At 74.2% G+C, this 18,438-nt stretch carries 19 protein-coding genes and 1 pseudogene; 8 read left to right on the top strand and 12 right to left on the bottom strand.

Translation table 11 applies throughout. The features are described from left to right. Positions 1 to 613 (bottom strand): MFS transporter (locus tag AA75_RS43975; RefSeq protein WP_149038716.1); only part of this gene is annotated, 613 nt, incomplete at its 3' end. 148 nt (positions 614 to 761) lie between these two features. Further along, a complete protein-coding gene (locus tag AA75_RS43980; protein ID WP_033826183.1) occupies positions 762 to 1,526 on the bottom strand; it encodes a GntR family transcriptional regulator in 765 nt (254 codons plus the stop codon). A 197-nt stretch (positions 1,527 to 1,723) separates the two neighbouring features. Between AA75_RS43980 and AA75_RS43985 the strand changes: the two genes are divergently transcribed. Beyond that, positions 1,724 to 3,229, top strand: a complete 1,506-nt coding sequence (locus AA75_RS43985) for an alkaline phosphatase family protein (protein ID WP_033826184.1) — start codon at positions 1,724 to 1,726, stop codon at positions 3,227 to 3,229. 91 nt (positions 3,230 to 3,320) lie between these two features. On the opposite strand, the gene AA75_RS43990 is transcribed toward AA75_RS43985, so the two are convergent. From AA75_RS43990 to AA75_RS44005, 4 genes are all read right to left on the bottom strand, one after another. Then, positions 3,321 to 4,427, bottom strand: coding sequence for a hypothetical protein (locus AA75_RS43990; RefSeq protein ID WP_033826185.1), 1,107 nt, complete (start codon positions 4,425 to 4,427; stop codon positions 3,321 to 3,323). A gap of 70 nt (positions 4,428 to 4,497) precedes the next feature. Next, entirely contained in the window at positions 4,498 to 4,977 is a 480-nt protein-coding gene (locus tag AA75_RS43995; RefSeq protein WP_033826186.1) for an SRPBCC family protein, read from the bottom strand. Then, the gene (locus tag AA75_RS44000) at positions 4,967 to 5,332 is read right to left on the bottom strand and encodes a helix-turn-helix transcriptional regulator (protein ID WP_033826187.1); all 366 of its coding nucleotides are present in this window, start codon (positions 5,330 to 5,332) and stop codon (positions 4,967 to 4,969) included. The genes AA75_RS43995 and AA75_RS44000 overlap by 11 nt, the downstream gene beginning before the upstream one ends. A gap of 100 nt (positions 5,333 to 5,432) precedes the next feature. Beyond that, positions 5,433 to 6,017 (bottom strand): XRE family transcriptional regulator, encoded by a 585-nt coding sequence (locus AA75_RS44005; RefSeq protein ID WP_033826200.1) that lies wholly within the window; start codon positions 6,015 to 6,017, stop codon positions 5,433 to 5,435. A gap of 135 nt (positions 6,018 to 6,152) precedes the next feature. Between AA75_RS44005 and AA75_RS44010 the strand changes: the two genes are divergently transcribed. Next, positions 6,153 to 6,992, top strand: coding sequence for an EamA family transporter (locus AA75_RS44010; protein ID WP_033826188.1), 840 nt, complete (start codon positions 6,153 to 6,155; stop codon positions 6,990 to 6,992). A gap of 57 nt (positions 6,993 to 7,049) precedes the next feature. Here the strand turns inward: AA75_RS44010 and AA75_RS44015 are convergent, their stop codons facing one another. Genes AA75_RS44015 through AA75_RS53315 form a run of 5 tightly spaced genes read right to left on the bottom strand, consistent with a single transcriptional unit; the run spans position 7,050 to position 11,777 of the window. Continuing rightward, positions 7,050 to 7,535: a GNAT family N-acetyltransferase gene (locus AA75_RS44015; protein WP_033826189.1), complete on the bottom strand. Its 486-nt coding sequence runs from the start codon at positions 7,533 to 7,535 to the stop codon at positions 7,050 to 7,052. Continuing rightward, entirely contained in the window at positions 7,532 to 8,353 is an 822-nt protein-coding gene (locus AA75_RS44020) for an ABC transporter ATP-binding protein (RefSeq protein ID WP_033826190.1), read from the bottom strand. Before AA75_RS44020 ends, AA75_RS44015 begins: the two co-directional genes overlap by 4 nt. After that, positions 8,350 to 8,982, bottom strand: a complete 633-nt coding sequence (locus tag AA75_RS44025; RefSeq protein ID WP_033826191.1) for an isochorismatase family protein — start codon at positions 8,980 to 8,982, stop codon at positions 8,350 to 8,352. Before AA75_RS44025 ends, AA75_RS44020 begins: the two co-directional genes overlap by 4 nt. Positions 8,983 to 8,997: 15 nt before the next feature. After that, positions 8,998 to 10,596, bottom strand: coding sequence for a (2,3-dihydroxybenzoyl)adenylate synthase (locus tag AA75_RS44030; protein WP_033826192.1), 1,599 nt, complete (start codon positions 10,594 to 10,596; stop codon positions 8,998 to 9,000). Continuing rightward, positions 10,593 to 11,777: an isochorismate synthase gene (locus AA75_RS53315; protein ID WP_033826193.1), complete on the bottom strand. Its 1,185-nt coding sequence runs from the start codon at positions 11,775 to 11,777 to the stop codon at positions 10,593 to 10,595. The genes AA75_RS44030 and AA75_RS53315 overlap by 4 nt, the downstream gene beginning before the upstream one ends. A gap of 377 nt (positions 11,778 to 12,154) precedes the next feature. Here AA75_RS53315 and AA75_RS44040 point away from each other — a divergent pair, with 377 nt between their 5' ends. The 5 genes from AA75_RS44040 to AA75_RS44060 all read left to right on the top strand — a co-directional run bounded on the left by AA75_RS44040 (position 12,155) and on the right by AA75_RS44060 (position 16,685). Next, the gene (locus AA75_RS44040) at positions 12,155 to 12,895 is read left to right on the top strand and encodes a thioesterase II family protein (RefSeq protein ID WP_033826194.1); all 741 of its coding nucleotides are present in this window, start codon (positions 12,155 to 12,157) and stop codon (positions 12,893 to 12,895) included. Then, positions 12,892 to 13,728, top strand: coding sequence for a metallophosphoesterase (locus tag AA75_RS44045; RefSeq protein ID WP_033826195.1), 837 nt, complete (start codon positions 12,892 to 12,894; stop codon positions 13,726 to 13,728). Before AA75_RS44040 ends, AA75_RS44045 begins: the two co-directional genes overlap by 4 nt. Further along, the gene (locus tag AA75_RS44050; protein WP_033826196.1) at positions 13,725 to 14,369 is read left to right on the top strand and encodes a 4'-phosphopantetheinyl transferase; all 645 of its coding nucleotides are present in this window, start codon (positions 13,725 to 13,727) and stop codon (positions 14,367 to 14,369) included. Before AA75_RS44045 ends, AA75_RS44050 begins: the two co-directional genes overlap by 4 nt. Before the next feature lie 121 nt (positions 14,370 to 14,490). Then, positions 14,491 to 15,081 (top strand): 3'-5' exonuclease, encoded by a 591-nt coding sequence (locus AA75_RS44055; protein WP_051814466.1) that lies wholly within the window; start codon positions 14,491 to 14,493, stop codon positions 15,079 to 15,081. 323 nt (positions 15,082 to 15,404) lie between these two features. Next, positions 15,405 to 16,685: an XRE family transcriptional regulator gene (locus tag AA75_RS44060; protein ID WP_158515673.1), complete on the top strand. Its 1,281-nt coding sequence runs from the start codon at positions 15,405 to 15,407 to the stop codon at positions 16,683 to 16,685. Positions 16,686 to 16,778: 93 nt separating this feature from the next. Here the strand turns inward: AA75_RS44060 and AA75_RS46850 are convergent. Continuing rightward, a pseudogene (locus AA75_RS46850) lies at positions 16,779 to 17,738 on the bottom strand (TauD/TfdA family dioxygenase); the annotation flags it as partial. Between the two features lie 471 nt (positions 17,739 to 18,209). Here AA75_RS46850 and AA75_RS50650 point away from each other — a divergent pair. Next, entirely contained in the window at positions 18,210 to 18,428 is a 219-nt protein-coding gene (locus AA75_RS50650) for an MbtH family NRPS accessory protein (protein WP_033826198.1), read from the top strand. Positions 18,429 to 18,438 lie beyond the last annotated feature (10 nt).

Genomic DNA, 18,438 nt, shown 5'->3' on the forward strand with positions numbered 1-18,438 from the left:
CGCGGGTGCGCCGGACCAGGACGGCGGCGGCAAGGAAGGAGAGCAGGTCGAGCAGGATCAGGGCGTGGTACGCGCCGCGGGTGCCGACGGCGAGGCCGAGCGCGGCGATCCCGGAGCCGAGGGCGTAGCCCGCGTTGGCCGCGCTGCGCGACAGCGCCTGGTAGGTGGTGCGTTGCGGGCCGGCCGCCCTGGTCGCGAACAGCATCTCGAGGGTCTTGGCCATCCGGTCTCCGACGCAGGTGACGGCGACCACCGGCAGCAGGACGGCGAACTCGGTGCGGACCAGCAGCAGCGACAGCGCGGCCAGCCGCAGCAGGTGGCAGCCGATCAGCAGGGAGCGGACCGGGAAGCGTTCGGCCAGCCGGCCCGCGATCGGGGAGCCGAGGATGCCCGCGACCCCGGCCGCGCCGAGCAGCAGGCCCAGCCGTCCGGCGTCCAGTCCGGCGACGAAGGTGAAGAACAGCACCGAGGACGCGGCCCACACGCCGGTGCCCGTCCGGTCCAGGAACTGGGCGATCAGCATGGTCCGCCCGTCCCGGCCGCCCGGCGGCCGGCGCAGCTGCGCCGCCAGTCCGCCCTCCCGGGCCGTCCGGGCCCCGTTCTCGCGCCGCATCCCCGTCCTCCAGTCCACCGGAACATCTCTTGACGTCAAGAGACCTGGGGAAGACTGCCCCAAAACAATCTCGACGTCAAGATACTTGATGTCGACACTCCTGGACGAGGGGTACCGGCGGCCGGATCGGGGCCCTGGCGGCCGGGGTTCAGGCCCCGGGGGCCCGCAGGTCGAGGGTGAAGCTGAACCGGTCGCCCCGGTAGAGCGAGCGGACCTGCTCCAGCGGTCCGCCGGCCGCGTCCCGGCTTCGGCGGTGCAGCAGCAGCATCGGCAGCGCGGGCGGGGTGCCGATCAGCAGCGCCTCGCGCGGGGTGGCGAGCACCGTCTCGATCCGCTCCTGTCCGGTGCCGAGCTCGGCGCCCTGCTCGCGCAGGTAGGCGTAGAACGAGGAGGACGGGTCGAAGTCGACGTCCAGCCGCGGCACCCGGGCCACCGCCACGTACGTGCTCTCCAGGCCGATCCGCTCCTCGTCGGCGAGCAGCACCCGCTCCAGGTGCCAGACCGGCTCGCCCTCGGGGACCTCCAGCTGTCCGGCCGTCACCGCGTCGGCGGGGAAGCGGTCGAGGCCGATCAGCGTCCGGCCCGGCCGCATGCCCTGCCGGCTGACGCCCTCGGTGTAGCTGGCGAGCGACAGCGGTTGTTCGAGCTTGGCGTCGGCCACCACGGTGCCCCGGCCCCGGCGGCGCAGCCGGCCTTCCAGCAGCAGCTCGCGCAGCGCCTGCCGCAGGGTCGCCCTGGCCACCCCGTATCGGGCGGCGAGCTCGACCTCGGTGGGCAGCCGGCCGCCCGGTCCGAGCTCGTCCAGGAGCCCGCCCAACTCCGTCTTGACGACGTAGTACTTCGGCAGCCGGCCGTGCTCCGGGACGCCGGAGCGGACGGGCGTACCTGGTGCGTGCGGGGTGCCTGGGCTCATCGCACCACCCTATCGGCCGGTGATCGGCCCGGCCGGGATTGGGTCACGAAATGGTAACGGGTATGGACCGAAGTTCCCGTGCTGTTCATGCGTCGGTGCGCTCCGGGAGGCTCGCACCTCGCCGGGCGCCCCCACTCTCGGTACCGGCGCCAGCCGCGCCGCGACTCGTCCCCCCTCCTCCAGGAGCCCCCGTGCGCATGTCCCGCACCCTCCGGATCGCCGCCGCCGTCACCGCCGCCGCGGCGGCGCTCTCGCTGACGGCCGTTCAGGCCACCGCCGCCACCGGCCCGTACAAGGGTCTGCCGGACGGCACCAAGCAGGCCAAGACGCTGGTCATCGGCATCGACGGCACCCGGTACGACAAGCTGCTGACGGCCGACGCCCCGAACCTCAAGGCCCTGATGGCCGGCGGCATGACCGCCACCAGCAACCTCTACGCCAACCCGCTCGCCCCGACCCTGTCCGGCCCGGGCTGGTCGACCATCGCCACCGGTGTGTGGCCGGACAAGCACGGCGTCAAGGACAACACTTTCGCCGGCTCGCACTACGACCTCTACCCGGACCTGGCCACCCGCCTGGAGACCGCCGCCCCGGCCGCCTCCACCCTGGTGGTCGCGTCCTGGAGCCCGGTCGCCGACACCGTCTTCAACGGCAAGGCCGATCTGCGGATCCCGGAGGCCGACAACGACACCAAGACCGCCGCCGACGCCGCCGACTACCTGCGCAACGGCAACCCCGACACCGCCTTCCTGCACTTCGACCAGGTCGACGAGGCCGGTCACAGCTACGGCGGCACCAGCCCCCAGTACGCGGCCGCGATCCACTCGGTCGACGGCCTGGTCGGCCAGGTGGTCGCCGCCGTCAAGGCCCGCCCCAGCTACGCCTCGGAGGACTGGCTGATCGTGGTCACCACCGACCACGGCCACACCGACGCCGGCGGCCACGGCGGCAACAGTGCCGTCGAGCGGCAGACCTTCGTGGTCGCCGACGGCGCGGGCTACGCGCCCGGCTCCACCCGCCAGGACGTCAAGCTCGTCGACATCGCGCCGACCGTGCTCAAGCACGAGGGCGTGGCGGTCGACCCGGCCTGGAAGCTCGACGGCAGGCCGATCGACGAGATCACCCCCGACGCCTTCGACACCCTGCGGACGGGCCTGCAGACCCGCACCGACGAGACCGGCATCCCGGCCGGCGTCAAGGGCTGGACCCACACCCCGCCGAGCGGCTGGAGCATCGACAACTCCCGGATGCCCAGCGGCGGTGTCACCGAGTGGCGCGGCTGGGCCTTCGCCACCGACGAGTTCTGGACCGCCGCGCAGCTCGGCCAGTCCCGGGAGACCAACGTCCGGGCCCGCAACGTCTTCGCGGTCGCCGACTCCGACGAGTGGGACGACAAGTCGCACGGCGCCGGGCAGTTCGACTCCACCCTGCTCAGCCCCCGCTACCAGGTGGGCGGCGCGGCCACGGCCACGCTGAGCTACGCCACCAACTACAAGATCGACGGCCCGCAGACCGGCGACGTCTACATCACCTTCGACTCCGGCACCCCGCAGCTGGTCAAGTCGTACCGCTCGGACCTCAACGGCTTCGAGAAGCTGACCGTGGCCGTCCCGGCCGGCGCCACCAGCGCGCAACTGCAGTTCCGCTACACCGGCACCAACAGCGCGTTCTGGACCGTCGACCAGGTCGCCCTGACCTTCTGAGCCCCCTGCTCACCGCTCACCGCTCACCGCTCCCCGGCCGCGCGCTCCCGCGGCCGGGGAGTGCGGCCGGGGAGCGGGACCGGGACCGGGATCACCCGGCGGCGCCGTCCGGCGGCAGCCGCGGATAGGGGGTGTGCAGGCTCCCGCCCTGGACGGCCCGGTGGAACTCGGTCGCCGCGGCCGCCAGTTGCGCGTCCCGGCCGATGATCCGGGCCGCCGACGGGGACAGGTCGTCGGGCGCCGCGCCCTCGGCGTACTTGCGCACCAGCGCGTCCCGGCCGTCCCGGTCGTCCTCGGCGAGGCCGTGCAGGGCGGTGACCAGACGGTTCACCAGCAGGGTGGCGGTCAGGTGCCGGTCGTAGCCCCGGTGCTCCCGGAAGAACGCGGCCTCGGCCGGACCCTGCGCGAAGCGCTCGTGCAGGGCCAGGCCGAAGTCGGTGAAGTAGAGCTGCCGGCCGTCGGTCAGGATGTTCTCGAAGTGGGCGTCGAAGTGCAGCAGCCCCCGGGACTCCAGGAACGCCGTGCCCGCCCGCAGCCCCTCGTCCGCCAGCTCCCAGGCCACCTCGGCGCCCTCGCCGCCGCCGGCCAGCCGCCGCCCGAGCCAGGCACCCAGGGTGGTCGGGACGTGCTCCAGGAACAGCACCACGCTGTGCGTCGCCCGGCCCAGCTCCTCGGCCCGGGCCCGGACCGCCGGTGAGCCGCCCCAGCGGGCCGCCATCCGCTCGACCTCGCCGGTGTGCTCCGCCCGGGCGGCGGGGTCGGGCGCCCAGGAGTCCGGAACCACCCGCCAGTGGTACAGCAGCGGGAAGGCCCGGCACTCGTCCATCAGCACCCAGTCGGTGGTCAGGCCGTGCGCGGCGACCTCGCGCCAGACGCCGAACCCGGGACTGCCGAGGCCGTAGTGGCAGAACGCGGGCAGGTCGAACAGGTTCGCCGTGGACAGCAGGTTCGCCGTGCGCAGCTCCCGGCCGGTGAGCGGCACCGTCTTGACGAAGACCGGGACCCCGGCGACCTCCACCCGCGCCGTCCGGCCGCCGATCCCGGTGCCCAGGGGCACCGCGCCGGCCAGGAGGCGGGCGGCGCCCGGACCGTCCAGCCGGGACAGTGCCGCCGAGACGGAGTCGTACGCGCCGAGCCGGGCGGCCCGCGCCGTGGTCGCCCGTACGGCGGGGACCGCTGGGAGGATCGGAGGTGCCATGGCCGACACCCTAGGCCGTCGCCGGGGGTGACGGCACGTCAACTGTCGTCCGGTCGAACGCCGGTGGCCGTCAGGCGAGCGAGCGTGCGACCTGTTCGAGGTGGTCCATCGCCTCCTGCATGCCGCCCTCCATGCCGGAGTCGATGTGGGCGTCGCGGTGCGCGCGCTCGGAGTGCTCGACCAGGACGGTGAGCGTGGTGCGGCCGTCGTGCTCCGCGAGGGTGAGGGTGGTCAGGGCCGCGGCCTCCGGCATGCCCTCGAACACCTCGGTGGTGACCAGGCGTTCGTCGGGGACGATCTCCCGGTACTCGCCGTGGAAGGCGACCTGGAAGCCGCCGTTCGCCACCATCACGTACCGCCAGGCGCCGCCGACCCGCAGGTCGACCTCGACGCGGACGACCTTGCCGCGGTCGCCGCTCCACCAGCGTTCGATGAGTTCGGGGGTGGTCCACGCCCGGTACACCAGGTGCCGGGGCGCGTCGAACTCCCGGGTGATCAGGATGCTGGTGTCCGTCGGCAGCGTGACCACCGCTCGGCTGTTACTCGTCATCGTCGGTACCTCCGTCGGGTTCCGCCTCTTCGTCCTTCAGGTCCGCCAGGACGGCGTCCAGCCGGTCGAACCGCTGCGACCACGACCGCTCGTAGCGGCCCACCCAGTCGTGGATGGCCTTCAGCGGGCGCCCGTCCAGCCGGTACAGCCGGCGGCGGCCCTCCTCGCGGACCAGCACCAGCCCGACCTCCCGCAGCACCCGCAGATGCTTGGACACCTGCGGCTGGGGCAGGTCCAGCGCGGCGACCAGGTCGTTCACCGACCGCTCACCGGTGGCCAGCGCGTCGAGGATCTGCCGCCGCCGGGGCTCGGCCACGGCGTTGAACGCGTCCGCCGTCGTCGCCGCCCGTGCCATGGATCCATCATATGCCCGTATCGGCATATGTAGCTTGGTGGCGCGCACGGACGGGCGCACGGACGGGCGCGCGGGCGTGCTCCGGGCGCCAGGGGGGCGCTCAGGCGGGGTGGGGCGGGCCGGGTGGCAGGTGGACGGTCATCAGGAGTTCGCACGGTCCGCTGCCGGCGCCCCGGTAGCCGTGCGGCACGTCCGCGTCGAAGGTGGCCGTCGCCCCGGCCGGCAGCGGGTGCTCGACGCCGTCGACCGCCAGGACCATCGACCCGGCGGTCACGCTCACGGTCTCCACCACCCCGGCGGGGTGCGGGTGACTGGTGTACTCCTCGCCGGGGTGCAGCAGCCAGCGCCAGACCTCGACCGGGGCGGGGCCCGCGGTGGTCAGCATCAACTGCGCCCGGCCGCCCTGCCCGCCCGTCCACAGCGGGGTGACCGCCGCCGCCTCCACCACCTGCACCCGGGTCGGCCCGGAGCCCTGCACCAGCGCCGACACCGACAGGCCGAGCGTGTCGGCCAGCCGGACCAGCGTGGCGAGATTGGGATTGCCCTGGGCCTTCTCCAGGGCGACCAGCGCGCCCTTGCTGACCTGGGCCCGGAGGCTGAGCTGGTCCAGGGTCAGCCCGGCCCTGGTGCGGGCGGCCCGTACGTTACGGGCCACCGTGTTCAGCGCCTGCGCCGTGTCGGCCACGGGCTCCACCTCTCCTCGCCGTCCTCGCGGGTCCTCGCCCCCGGTCGTCCGAATGTACCGCGCGGTCGGCGCAGTGCACCCGATCGGTCGTTCTGATGTACCTTGGGGTCGTTCCAATGACTCGGAGGTGTCACCGTGCCCGCGCTGCTCCTCGCCCTCGCCAGCTCGCTGGCGTACGGCTGCGCCGACTTCCTCGGCGGCCTCGGTGCCCGCCGCGCCCACGTGCTGCGCACCGTCATGGTCGCCGCACCGGCCAGCCTCGCCGTCGAACTGCTGCTGTGGCCGCTGCTCGGCGCGCACTGGTCGGGCGCCGCGGTCGGCTGGGGGGCCGCCTCCGGGGCCGCCTCGGCCGCCGCGTTCGTGCTGCTCTACCGGACCCTGGCGATCGGGCCGATGAGTGTGCTCTCCCCGGTGACCGCGCTGGTCTCCGCGGTCCTGCCGGTGGGCCTCGGACTCGTGCAGGGCGAGCGGCTGGGCGCGGCCGCGGCCGCCGGGATCCCGCTCGCCCTGGCCGCCGTGGTGCTGGTCAGCGCCGGCCCCGGCACGGGCGGCCGCTCCCGGCCCTCGCGTACCGCGCTGCTGCTCGCGGTCGGCGCCGGTACCGCCATCGCGGTCCAGCTGATCTGCCTGCACCAGGCGCCGTCGGACAGCGGCCTGGCGCCGCTGATCACCGGCCGGGCGGTCTCCTCGGCCGTCACCCTGGTGGCGGGGGCCGCGATGTGGCGGCGCCTCGGGCCGGAGCGGCCCGGCCTGTGGCTGTCCGCGGGCTCCGGCGTCCTGGACTCGCTGGCCAACCTGGCGTTCCTGCTGGCCGTACGCAGCGGCGACCTGGCGGTGGTCGCCGTGATCACCGCCCTCTACCCGGCCTCCACCGTCCTGCTGGCCCGGACCGTCCTCGGCGAACGCATCCACCGCAGCCAGCTGGCCGGCCTGGCCGTGGCCGCCGTCGCGGTCGGCCTGCTTGCCCTCGGCTGACCGCCCGCCGCCCGCCGCGGATCGCCCGCCGCCCGCCGCCGATCGCCCGGCGGCCGGTCAGAGCCGGTAGCGGTACACCCGGGAGCCGCGGGCCGGGTCCAGGCCGGAGGTCAGGCCGGCCGGTGCGAGCGCGGTGGGGACCTGCCGGAACCCGGTGCGCAGGAAGAGCACGGCGCTGCCGGTGGAGGCGGCGTACACGGTCCGCAGCCCCCGGTCCTCGGCGCGGGCCAGCAGGGCGGCGAGCAGCCGGGAGCCGACGCCGGTGCCCTGGCGGGCGGGATGGACGCACAGGTTGTAGAGCAGTCCGGCGGCGGGGTGCCCGGGTTCGGGGGCCAGCGGGCGCAGCGCCACGCAGCCGGCCGGCGGGGCCGGTTCCCGGTCGCCGGGCTCGATCAGGAAGTCGGTGGCGCGTTCCCGGTAGTCGGCCGGGCCGCGGTCCCGGAGTTCGCCCGAGCGCATGAACGGCGCCGACAGGACGAACAGGGCGGCGGCGTCGCCTGCGGTCGCGATCCGGACCGCGGGCGCGGCGACGGTGAGTGTCACCGGTCGGCCGTCCGTCGTCCGGGGGCCGCGGGGACCACCAGCGGGGTGCCGGTCTGCGGGTCCTCGATGATCTGGCAGGGCAGGTCGAAGACCCGCTCGACCAGGTCGGCGGTGACGATCTCGGCGGGCGGGCCCTCGGCGACCACCGCGCCGTCGCGCATGGCGATCAGGTGGGTGGCGTACCGGGCGGCCTGGTTGAGGTCGTGCAGGACGGCGACCAGGGTGCGGTCCTGTTCGCGGTGGAGCCGGGCGCACAGGTCCAGCACCTCGACCTGGTGGGCGATGTCGAGGAAGGTGGTCGGCTCGTCGAGCAGCAGCAGGGAGGTCTGCTGGGCGAGCGCCATGGCGAGCCAGACGCGCTGGCGCTGGCCGCCGGACAGCTCGTCGACGTACCGCTCGGCGAGGGCGTCGACGCCGGTGGCGGCCATCGACTCGGCGACCACCCGCTCGTCCTCGCGGGACCACTGGCGCAGCAGCCCCTGGTGCGGGTAGCGGCCGCGGGAGACCAGGTCGGCGACGGTGATGCCGTCCGGTGCGGTGGAGCTCTGCGGCAGCAGGCCGAGCCGGCGGGCGAGCTCCTTGGCGGGCAGGCCGCTGATCTGCTCGCCGTCCAGCAGGACCCGGCCGGCGGCCGGCTTCAGCAGCCGGGCGAAGGCGCGCAGCAGGGTGGACTTGCCGCAGGCGTTCGGCCCGACGATGACGGTGAAGGAGTGGTCCGGGATGGTGACGGACAGCTCGGTGGCGATGGCCCGGTCGCCGTAGCGCAGGGTGACGCGGTCGGCGGCGAGCCGGCCGGGGGCGGCCTGGGCGGTGGTCACTTGCCCTCCGTCAGCCGGTCGGTGGAGACCACCACGGCGCACTTGTCGGCGGCCCAGCGCAGGGCGTCCCGGTGGTGCTGCTCGGAGAAGTCGGCGACGGCGTCGCCGACCACGAAGGCCTGCACGTCGTGGCTCCAGGCGTCGGCGGCGGTCATCATCACGCCGATGTGGGCGTAGACCCCGGCCAGCACCAGCTGGTCGCGGCCGGCGGCGGCGAGCCGTTCGGCGAGGTCGGTGCGGGCGAAGGCGCTGTACTTCCACTTCGTCAGGAGGGTCTCCCCGGCCTGCGGTGCGACCTGCTCGGGCATGCCCTCGGCGTGGGCGTCGGCGGGCAGGCCGGGGCCCCAGAAGTCCAGCTGGAGGCCGCGTTCCGCGGCGCTCTGGCCGCCGCGCTGGTGGGAGTAGACCACCGGGACGCCGTGTGCGCGGGCCCAGCCCAGCAGCCGGGCGGTGTTGGCCAGCAGGTCGGACAGCGGCGAGGTGTCCGGGGTGAACGCCCGCAGGAAGTGGTTCTGCAGGTCGTGCACGAGCAGGACGGCCCGGTCCGGGTCGGCCCGCCAGGGCACCCGGGGGCCGGGCAGCTGGTCGGGTCCGGGCATCGGGTAGGGCTCGATCGCGGGAAGTGCCATGGTGGTGGGGTCTCTCTACGGCTGGGGGGTGGTGGCGCGGAGGTCCTTCTTGCTGACCTTGCCGATGCCGGTCTGCGGGAAGGCGGTGACGAACTCCACCTTGTCGGGGACCTTGAAGTCGGCGAGGCCGGCCTGCCGGACGAAGGCCCTCAGTTCGGCCGCGCGCGGCCGCTCGGCGCCCTCGCGCAGGATGACGTAGGCGCAGCTGCGCTCGCCCAGGTAGGCGTCGGGGGTGGCCACCACGGAGGCGTCGTGGACGGCCGGATGGGCCAGCAGCACGTTCTCCACCTCCTCGGCGGCTACCTTCTCGCCCCCACGGTTGATCTGATCCTTGGCCCTGCCCTCGACCACCAGGTGGCCGGTGGGCGTCCGGCGGACGACGTCTCCGGTCCGGTAGAAGCCCTGGGAGGTGAACGCCTCGGCGTTGTGCTCCGGCGCACGCCAGTAGCCACGGATGGTGTACGGGCCGCGGGTGAGCAGGTGGCCGGTGGCGCCGTCGGGCAGGTCGTGGTCGTGGTCGTCGACGATCCGGATCTCGTCGTCGGGCGAGATCGGCCGGCCCTGGGTGGTGAGCACGGTCTGCTCGTCGTCCTCGGGCCGGGTGTAGTTGACCAGGCCCTCGGCCATGCCGAAGACCTGCTGGACCCGGCAGCCGAGGGCGGGTCCCAGCCGCCGGGCGCCTTCGGCGCTGAGCTTGGCGCCGCCGACCTGGAGCAGTTCCAGGCTGCTCAGGTCGTGCGGTGCCTGCGCCGCCGCGTCGGCCCAGGCGAGCGCGACCGGGGGCACCAGGCCGGTCAGGGTGACCCGCTCGCGTTCGATCAGCGGGAAGGCCGCATCCGCGCTCGGGTTGGGGGCCAGCACGACCCGGCCGCCGGCGTGGAAGGTGCCGAGCGTGCCGGGGGAGCTGAGCGGGAAGTTGTGGGCGGCGGGCAGCGCGCACAGGTACACCGTCTCCGGGCCGAGGCCACAGATCACCGCGGACTCCCGGACGCTGTACAGGTAGTCGTCGTGGGTGCGGGGGATCAGCTTGGGCAGCCCGGTGGAGCCGCCGGACAGCTGCAGGAACGCCAACTCGTCGGCCCGGGGCGGGTCCTGGACCGGAGCGGCCTCGGCCGCCCGCAGCTCGGCGACGGAGGTGTACGGGCCCGGGTCGCCGACCACGAGGACCTCGCCCAGTGCGGGGACCGCGGCCAGTACGTCGGCCGCCAGCTCCCGGTGGTCGAAGCCGGCGTGCCGGTCCGGCACGATCAGTGCGCGGGCCCCGGCGAACTCGCAGAAGTAGGAGATCTCGGCGCGCCGGTGTGCGGGCAGCGCCATCACCGGTACCACCCCGGCCCGCAGCAGACCGAAGAAGAGCTCGAAGAACTCGGCGGTGTTGGGGAGTTGGAGCACCACCCGGTCGCCGCGGCGCAGCCCGCGGGCGAGCAGTCCGGTGGCGACCAGGTCGGCCCGCCGGTCCAGCTCGGCGTAGCTCCAGTGCCGGTCGCCGTCGGTGAGGGCGATCCGGGCGGGGTCCGCGGCGGCGTGGACGCGGATCATCCGGTCCAGCGGTTCGCCGGTCCAGTACCCGGCGGCCCGGTAACGGGCGACGAACTCCTCGGGCCAGAAACTCACTTGCTCTCCTCCAGGCCGACCGCGTGCAGGAAGGTGCGGAACTTGGCGCCGGTCTCGGCGAGTTCGGCGGCGGGGTCGGAGGCGGCGACCACGCCGGCGCCCGCGAACAGCCGCAGCAGGTCGCCCTCGGCCTCGGCGCAGCGCAGGGTGACGACCCATTCGCCGTCGCCGTCGGCGTCGCCCCAGCCGACCACGCCGGTGTACAGGCCGCGGTCGAACGGCTCCAGTTCGCCGATCAGGTCGCGGGCCCGGTCGGTGGGCGTGCCGCAGACCGCCGGGGTGGGGTGCAGGGCGAGGGCCAGGTCCAGCGCGCTGGTGGCGGGGTCGGCGAGGGTGCCGGTGACGGTGGTGGACAGGTGCCACATCGCGGCGGTCCGTACCAGCGTGGGCCGCTCGGGGACGTGCAGCTGCGCGCAGAGCGGGGCGAGCGCGGCCCGGACGGCCTCGACCACCACGGCGTGCTCGTGCAGGTCCTTGGGGGACTCCAGTAGGGCGGCGGCCCGGCGGACGTCCTCGGCCAGGTCGGTGGAGCGGGCGGCGGAGCCGGCCAGCGGGTTGGCGCTGACGGCGGTGGCCCGGCGGGAGACCAGCAGTTCGGGGCTGGCGCCGACCAGGGTGGCGGCGCCGCCGGCCGGGACGGCGAAGGTGTAGCCGTCGAGGTCGCGGCGGGACAGCCGGTGCAGCATGGCGGGCAGGTCGGCGCCGCCGGGCGCGGTCAGTTCCAGGGTGCGGGCGAGCACCACCTTGGTCAGTCCGGAGTCGTCGGACAGCCGGCGGACGGCCTCGGCGACGGCGTCCCGGTAGACCTCGGGGGCGGGCACCGGGCGCTGCCGCCAGTCGGCGGTGGCCGGGGCGGCGGCGGGCAGTTGCAGCAGCGGGTCCTCGTGCAGCGGCCCGGCCCGGTGGACCTCGGCGGGTATGAACAGCCGGGCCGGCCGGCCCGGGGAGAACGGGATCGCGCCGACCACGACGGGCGCCTCGGCCCCGGCCGCGCGGGCCGCGCGCAGCGCCTCGGTGGCGCGGGCCGGGTCGGTGACGGTGGCGCGGACGCCTTCGGCCAGCAGGGTGCGGCCGGGGCCGGCGAAGAAGGCCGTCGCCGGTCCCGGTCGGTAGCCGGCGAGCAGGGCGGTGGCGCCCGGCAGGGCCGCTGCCGTGTCGTGGGCCTCGTAGGCCGTGGTCATGAGTTCTCCGTTTCCTGGCGCGGGCGGCGCCTGGGCCGGGGCGTGCGGGCGGTGACGGACGGGCCGTCGGGCCGCCGTCGAGCGGTGGGGTGCTGCGCGGGCGGTGCCGTGCGGACGGTGCTGTACGGGTGGTGCCGGGGGGTGTCGAGACCGGCGCCCGCGTACAATGGTTAGGCTAACCTAACAATACGGGAGGGAGGGAGGCCCCCTGCGCCGGAGGGCCCCCTCGGGGCCGGGCTTCGATGTGAAGATCCGGAGAAGTGAAGCGTTGTCAGAGTATTGTCGGTCCGGCCGATGTGGGTTCGGGGAATGCCCGGGGGCCCGGGCCGACCACCGGCCCGGCAGCGGATTCCCGTGATCGTGACAGGGGAGAGACGATGACCAGCGACCGCTGGCTGCGGCGGTTCCACCCGGGCGGCGACGCCCGCGCACGGCTGGTGTGCTTCCCGCACGCCGGTGGTTCGGCGAGCTACTGGCACCCGCTCTCCGGCCTGCTCTCCCCGCGGACCGAGGTGCTGGCCGTCCAGTACCCGGGCCGTCAGGACCGGTTCACCGAGACCCCGCTGCGCAGCATCACCGAGCTGGCCGCCCGCGCGGTCGACGCCCTCGGCGAGAGCGACGGCCGCCCGCTGCTGCTGCTCGGCCACAGCATGGGCGCCGTGGTCGCGTACGAGGCCGCCCGGCTGCTGGAGAGCTCCGGCGCCGGCCCCGACCTGCTGATGGTGTCCGGGCGCCGCGCGCCGCACCTGCGCCGCCCGGAGGCCGCGCACCTGCTCGACGACCGGGCGCTCCTCGCCCACCTGGCCTCGCTGGACGGCACCGACGCCGGGCTGCTCGCCGACCCGGAGATCGTCGCACTGGCGCTGCCCGCCGTCCGCGCCGACTACGCCGCGCTGACCGGCTACCAGTACCGCGAGCGGGAGCCGCTGCGCTGCCCGGTCACCGCACTGGTCGGCGACGACGACCCGGTCACCTCGCCGGCCGACGCCCGGGGCTGGGAGCGGTACACGGCGGCCGGGTTCGACCTGAAGGTGTTCCCCGGCGGCCACTTCTACCTGAACGGCCGCCACGACGAGATCGCCGCGGTGATCTCCCGTCACCTCGAGGCGCTGGTATGAGCGGCACCCTGTACGCGATCAGCGACCTGCACGTCGCCTACCCGGAGAACCGGAAGGTGGTCGAGGAGCTGCGCACCGACTCCCCGGACGACTGGCTGATCGTCGCCGGCGACGTCAGCGAGCGGTTCGGCGAGATCGAGTGGGTGCTCGCCACCCTGCGCGAGCGCTTCGCCAAGGTGATCTGGGCCCCCGGCAACCACGAACTGTGGACCCCCAAGGACGACCCGGTGCAGCTGCGCGGCGACGACCGCTACCGGGCCCTGGTCGAACTCTGCCGCGGCCTGGACGTGCTGACCCCCGAGGACCCGTACGCGGTGTGGTCCGGCGGACCCGGTGGTCCGGTCACCGTCGCCCCGCTCTTCCTCCTCTACGACTACACCTTCCGGCCCGAGGGCACCGCGGACAAGACGGAGGCGCTCGCCGCCGCCTACGCCGCCGGCGTGGTGTGCACCGACGAGATGATGCTGCACCCCGACCCGTACCCGTCCCGCGAGGCCTGGTGCGAGGCGCGGATCGAGGAGACCGAACGGCTGCTCGCCCGGCGCGACCCCGCCCTGCCGACGGTCCTGGTCAACCACTACCCGCTGGTGCGCGAGCCCACCAGGATCCTGCGCTACCCGGAGTTCGCGCTCTGGTGCGGCACCGAGCGCACCGCCGACTGGCACCGGCGGTACGACGCCGCCGCCATGATCTACGGACACCTGCACATCCCCCGGATCACCTGGGCGGACGGCGTCCGCTTCGAGGAGGTCTCGCTCGGCTACCCGCGCGAGTGGGGCCCGCGCGGCGGCCCGCACCGCCCGCGCCGGGTCCTGCGGGCGGAGGAGCGGTGATCGAGCAGCTGCTGCCGCCGGGCGCCTCCTGGGCGGAGGCCTTCGACGACCTGGCCGACGCCCCACTGCTGCCGGGCGAGGAGGAGCTGGTCGCCAAGGCGGTCCCGGCCCGCCGCCGCGAGGTGGCCACCGTACGGGCCTGCGCCCGCAGGGCGCTCGGCGCGCTCGGCCTGCCGCCGGTGCCGATCCTGCGGGGGGAGCGCGGCGCACCGCGCTGGCCCGAGGGCGTGGTCGGCAGCATGACGCACTGCGCCGGCTACCGCGCCGCCGTGGTCGCCCGCGCCGGTGACCTGCGCACCGTCGGCATCGACGCCGAACCGCACGAGCCGCTGCCGGACGACGTGCTGGAGGTGGTCGCGCTGCCCCAGGAGCAGTCCAGGATCGCCGAGTTGACGGCGGAGCGGCCCGCGGTGCACTGGGACCGGCTGCTGTTCAGCGCCAAGGAGAGCGTCTACAAGGCGTGGTTCCCGCTGACCAGGCGCTTCCTGGAGTTCGAGGAGGCGGACATCACGCTGGAGGTGGACGGCACCTGGTCCGCCCGGCTGCTGGTCGACGGCACCACCGCGGACGGCGGGCCGCTGCTCGGCTTCCACGGCCGCTGGCTGGTGCAGGACGGGCTGCTGCTCACCGTCATCGCCTGAGCCGTCATCGCCTGACCCGCCACCGCCTGAGCCGTCGTCGCCCGGGCCGCGGGCCCGCGGCGGCCGGCGCCGTGGGAAATCCCGGTGCCGGCCGGCGCCGGGCGCGGCTAGCCTGCCCCGGGTGGAGAGCGCACCGGAACTGTGGAACGTGGTGGACATCGAGGCGACCTGCTGGGACGGGCAGCCGCCGCCCGGCGCGGTCAGCGAGATCATCGAGATCGGGCTGACGGTGGTCGACGTCACCGCGGGTGAGCGGGTCGGCCGTCACCGGATCCTGGTCCGGCCCCGGCGCTCGACGGTGAGCGACTTCTGCACCGGGCTGACCGGGCTGACCCAGGCCGGGGTCGACACCGGCGTCCCGTTCGCGGAGGCCTGTCGGCTGCTGGCGGCCGAGCACCGGGCCGGGTCGCGCCCGTGGGCCAGCTGGGGCGACTACGACCGCAACCAGTTCACCCGGCAGTGCGCGGCCACCGGCACCCGGTACCCGTTCGGCCGCCGCCACGCCAACGCCAAGCTGGTCTTCACCGAGGCGTACGGGCTGCGCAAGCGGCCCGGCATGGCCCGCGCGCTTGAGCTGGCGGGCCTGCCGCTGGAGGGCCGGCACCACCGCGGCGAGGACGACGCGTGGAACATCGCGGCGCTCGTCCTGCACCTCGCCGCCCGCGATGCCTGGCACCCGGCGGTGTGCGAAGTGCCGAACCCTTTTCGGTGACTGACAGTCACATCCCCTGGAGCAAGCGGAAGCTGTCCCGAATGTCTCGGTAACGCAGCATCAGTTCCTGATCCGTGCCCCTACCGCCACCGGTCCGCGATCGAGATCCGAAAGCCGGTGAGCAAAGTCTGATCGAATTCGAACATCGGACGCTGATCTCCCGTAGGATCGGCCCCGCCACCCGCACCAGGGTGCCGTCGTCTCCGGGGGGATCACGACGACGGCAGCGCGGCCCACAGCGGCGGTGGCGCGGCGGCTCTCAGCCGCCTGTGATGGGCCCCATCGGGGGAGACAGCAACCAACACGGGCAGGAGGGGGGAGTTTTGAGCGAAAGATTCGGGTTCGAGCTGCGAAGACTCCGGACACAGCAGGGCGTCTCCTTGAAGGCGCTGAGCGAGATGGCGCACTACAGCAAGGGCTATCTGAGCAGGGTGGAGACCGGTGCCCGGCCCGCCACCCCGGAGCTGGCGGGCCGGTGCGACGACGTGCTCGGCGCCGGTGGCGCCCTGCGCGGGCTGGTCGCCGACCAGGACCCCGAGGGCCAGTCGGCCGAGCCGCTGAGGCCGGCCCAGTTACCGATGGCGGTACCGGACTTCTACGGCCGTGAGGCCGTCCTGGCGCGGCTCGACGGCCTGCTGTGCGAGCAGCGGATGGTGGTCTGCGCGATCGACGGGATGGCGGGGGTCGGCAAGTCCGCGCTGGCGGTCCACTGGGCGCACCGGGTGCGTGACCGGTTCCCGGACGGCTGTCTGTTCGCCGAGATCGACGGACCCGGCCAGGACGGTGCCTGGGTGACGCCCGGCGAGGTGCTCGGCGGTTTCCTGCGGGCGCTGCGGCCCGGCGGGCCGCTGCCCACCGCGATCTCCGAGCGGGCGGCGCTGTTCCGCACCCTGCTGGACGGCCGCCGGATGCTGATCGTGCTGGACGGCGTGGTCAGCGCCGAGCAGGTGCAGCCGCTGCTGCCCGCCGCCCCCGGCTCCATGGTGCTGGTCACCAGCCGGGTCCGGATGGCGGGCCTGCGCTCGGCGCAGTTGCTCTCGCTGGATCCGCTGTCCCCGCGGGAGGCGGTGCGGATGGTCGCCGCGATCATCGGCGACCAGCGGGTGGCGGTCGAGCCGGTCGCGGCCCGCCGGCTGGTCGAGGCCTGCGGCCTGCTGCCGCTGGCCGTCCAGTTGGTGGCGACCCGGCTGGCGGCCCGGCCGCGCTGGCAGATCGCCTCGCTGGTGGAGCGGCTGGAGGACGAGGAGGAGGGCAGCTCGGTGCTGGACCTCGGCGGCGCCGCGGTCGGTACCGCGTTCCGGCTCAGCTACGAGCGGCTCGGCTGGCAGGCGGCCCACGCGCTGCGCCAGATCGCCCAGTTGGACGGTCCGGACCTGTCGCTCGCGGCCGCGGCCGCGGCACTCGGCGCCGACCGGGCCGAGGCGGAGAACCTGCTGGAGGAGCTGGTGGACGCCAGCCTGCTGGACACCCCGGCGCCCGGCCGGTACGCGTTCCACAAGCTGGTGCGCTCGTTCGCACTGAGCCTGGTGCGGCGGGCGGAGCTGGCGACCGCGGGTCCCGCCGGGGTGGCGCTGGCCGGTCTCTCCGACCGGATCGGACGCTGACCGGCGGTACCTGGAAGAGACGCCCGAGGGGCGGCGGTAGTCGAAGCGGACCGAGGTGGCCCGGTAGCACTCCCGCAGGTGGTCCAGGACGTCGTCCGGGATCGGCTCGCCGTCGCCGTAGTAGGTGTTGCTGGGCAGGTCCTCCGGCTTGCACATGGCCTGCAGTCCGAGCCTCAACTCCTCCGGCAGCGTGCTGACGTGGAAGAACGTGGCGTGGTTGAACCAGACCTGGTCACCGGTGACCGGGTGCTTGTGGACGGCGTCGCGCACCGCCCTGGTGCGCAGCCGGTCCGACCCGATCCAGGTGGTCTCGATGCCCTGGCCGGCGCAGTGCCGCTCCACCTCCTCGCGGTCGTCGGTGTTGAACACCTCCGTCCACGGGAGCCCGAGACCGCCACCGTAGTTGCGCACCACCGACCACCTGCGGCGCTCGAACTCCTCGCGCACCGCGGGGTCGATCGCCCGGTACAGCGCGCGGGTGGAGGAGAGCGGGGTGGCGCCGAGGGTGAGCGGCGGCTCGATGCAGTAGAAGTAGAGGACCAGCGGCCAGACGGCCTGGTAGGAGTTCTCGTTGTGGGCGAAGATCTCCTCCTGCGGCGGGTACTCGGTCGAGGTGTAGACGTTGCCCTTGATGGACTGCCGGGGCGAGGAGCGTTCGGCGTACGTCAGGGGCTCGCCGGACAGCTCGCGCACCACCGCGTCGAAGCCGTCCACGCCGTCCACCGCGAAGTCGCGGAACAGCAGGGCGCCGTGGGTGCGCAGCTGCTCGCGCAGCTCCTCGCGGTGGTGCCGGATGTGCTCGACCAGCCGGTGGTCGCCGCCGTCGACGGTGAGGGGCAGCTGAGGCTCGGTCACACGGATACTCCGTTCGTCAGATCCTGGGTGCGGCCGCCGTGCGCCGTCGCGGGCGTGCGCCGGGGCGCGGGCCGGAATGCCCGGCCGGGCGGGCGCTGGGGCGGAGCCGGTCGCCGGCGGCCCGGGCCGGGGGATTTTCCCGGCGGTGGCCGACAATTGCGGGGCGACGGCGGTGCGTTGTCCGGGTGGGCGGGCCACCGGGGTGCCAGCACACTATCGCCGGGGGATAGCACGGACAAGGCGAGTGCGTCACGGATCTCCTTTCCGGTGGCGGGAATTGACGCCCCGGGCCGGTCACCTGGGGGGTGTCCGTCCGGGGTTGATTGTCGAGTACATGACCTAACATGCCTGGTCGGGCCGGGTTGCCTCGGGGTTGTCAGTTGCCAGGCTCTGGCAACTGACAACCCCTTGAGCGCTATTGATCAAACCGGCCATGATGGCGATGTCCGAAACGGGGGCCGTGCTTCCCCTCACCGCCGAACGGCGCCAGGAAGCCCGCGGAGCGCATTCCGCCGGCCCCGACCCGGCTACCGGAAGGTAGTTGAACGGCATATTTCCGGCTGCGCCGCGCAGGCCGGTGATTTTCCGTCATCTCCTGTTCCGGTGAACTCCCGTAAATCCTCCAGTGAATGAATTCGGCATGCCCGAAAGCCGAACAGAGGAGTGCAGATGAGCGACGACCAGAACGACGGCCGGCAGTACCTCGTGGTCCTCAACGACGAGGAGCAGTACTCGGTCTGGGCGGTCGGCCGGGACGTCCCGGCGGGCTGGCGCACCGAGGGCACCCAGGGCACCAAGGACGAGTGCCTGGCCCGGATCTCCGAGGTGTGGACCGACATGCGGCCGCTGAGCCTGCGGCAGCGGATGGACCAGGGCGCCGACGCCTGACCACCGGGCC

This window comes from Kitasatospora sp. MBT63 (assembly GCF_000710465.2).
Taxonomy (GTDB): Bacteria; Actinomycetota; Actinomycetes; order Streptomycetales; family Streptomycetaceae; genus Kitasatospora.

Excerpts from the sequence above, each read along its gene's own strand:
- AA75_RS43980 (WP_033826183.1), bottom strand. The coding sequence starts at position 1,526 with ATGAGCCCAGGCACCCCGCACGCACCAGGTACGCCCGTCCGCTCCGGC.
- AA75_RS43985 (WP_033826184.1), top strand. The coding sequence starts at position 1,724 with ATGTCCCGCACCCTCCGGATCGCCGCCGCCGTCACCGCCGCCGCGGCG.
- AA75_RS43990 (WP_033826185.1), bottom strand. The coding sequence starts at position 4,427 with ATGGCACCTCCGATCCTCCCAGCGGTCCCCGCCGTACGGGCGACCACG.
- AA75_RS43995 (WP_033826186.1), bottom strand. The coding sequence starts at position 4,977 with ATGACGAGTAACAGCCGAGCGGTGGTCACGCTGCCGACGGACACCAGC.
- AA75_RS44000 (WP_033826187.1), bottom strand. The coding sequence starts at position 5,332 with ATGGCACGGGCGGCGACGACGGCGGACGCGTTCAACGCCGTGGCCGAG.
- AA75_RS44025 (WP_033826191.1), bottom strand. The coding sequence starts at position 8,982 with ATGGCACTTCCCGCGATCGAGCCCTACCCGATGCCCGGACCCGACCAG.
- AA75_RS53315 (WP_033826193.1), bottom strand. The coding sequence starts at position 11,777 with ATGACCACGGCCTACGAGGCCCACGACACGGCAGCGGCCCTGCCGGGC.
- AA75_RS44040 (WP_033826194.1), top strand. The coding sequence starts at position 12,155 with ATGACCAGCGACCGCTGGCTGCGGCGGTTCCACCCGGGCGGCGACGCC.
- AA75_RS44045 (WP_033826195.1), top strand. The coding sequence starts at position 12,892 with ATGAGCGGCACCCTGTACGCGATCAGCGACCTGCACGTCGCCTACCCG.
- AA75_RS50650 (WP_033826198.1), top strand. The coding sequence starts at position 18,210 with ATGAGCGACGACCAGAACGACGGCCGGCAGTACCTCGTGGTCCTCAAC.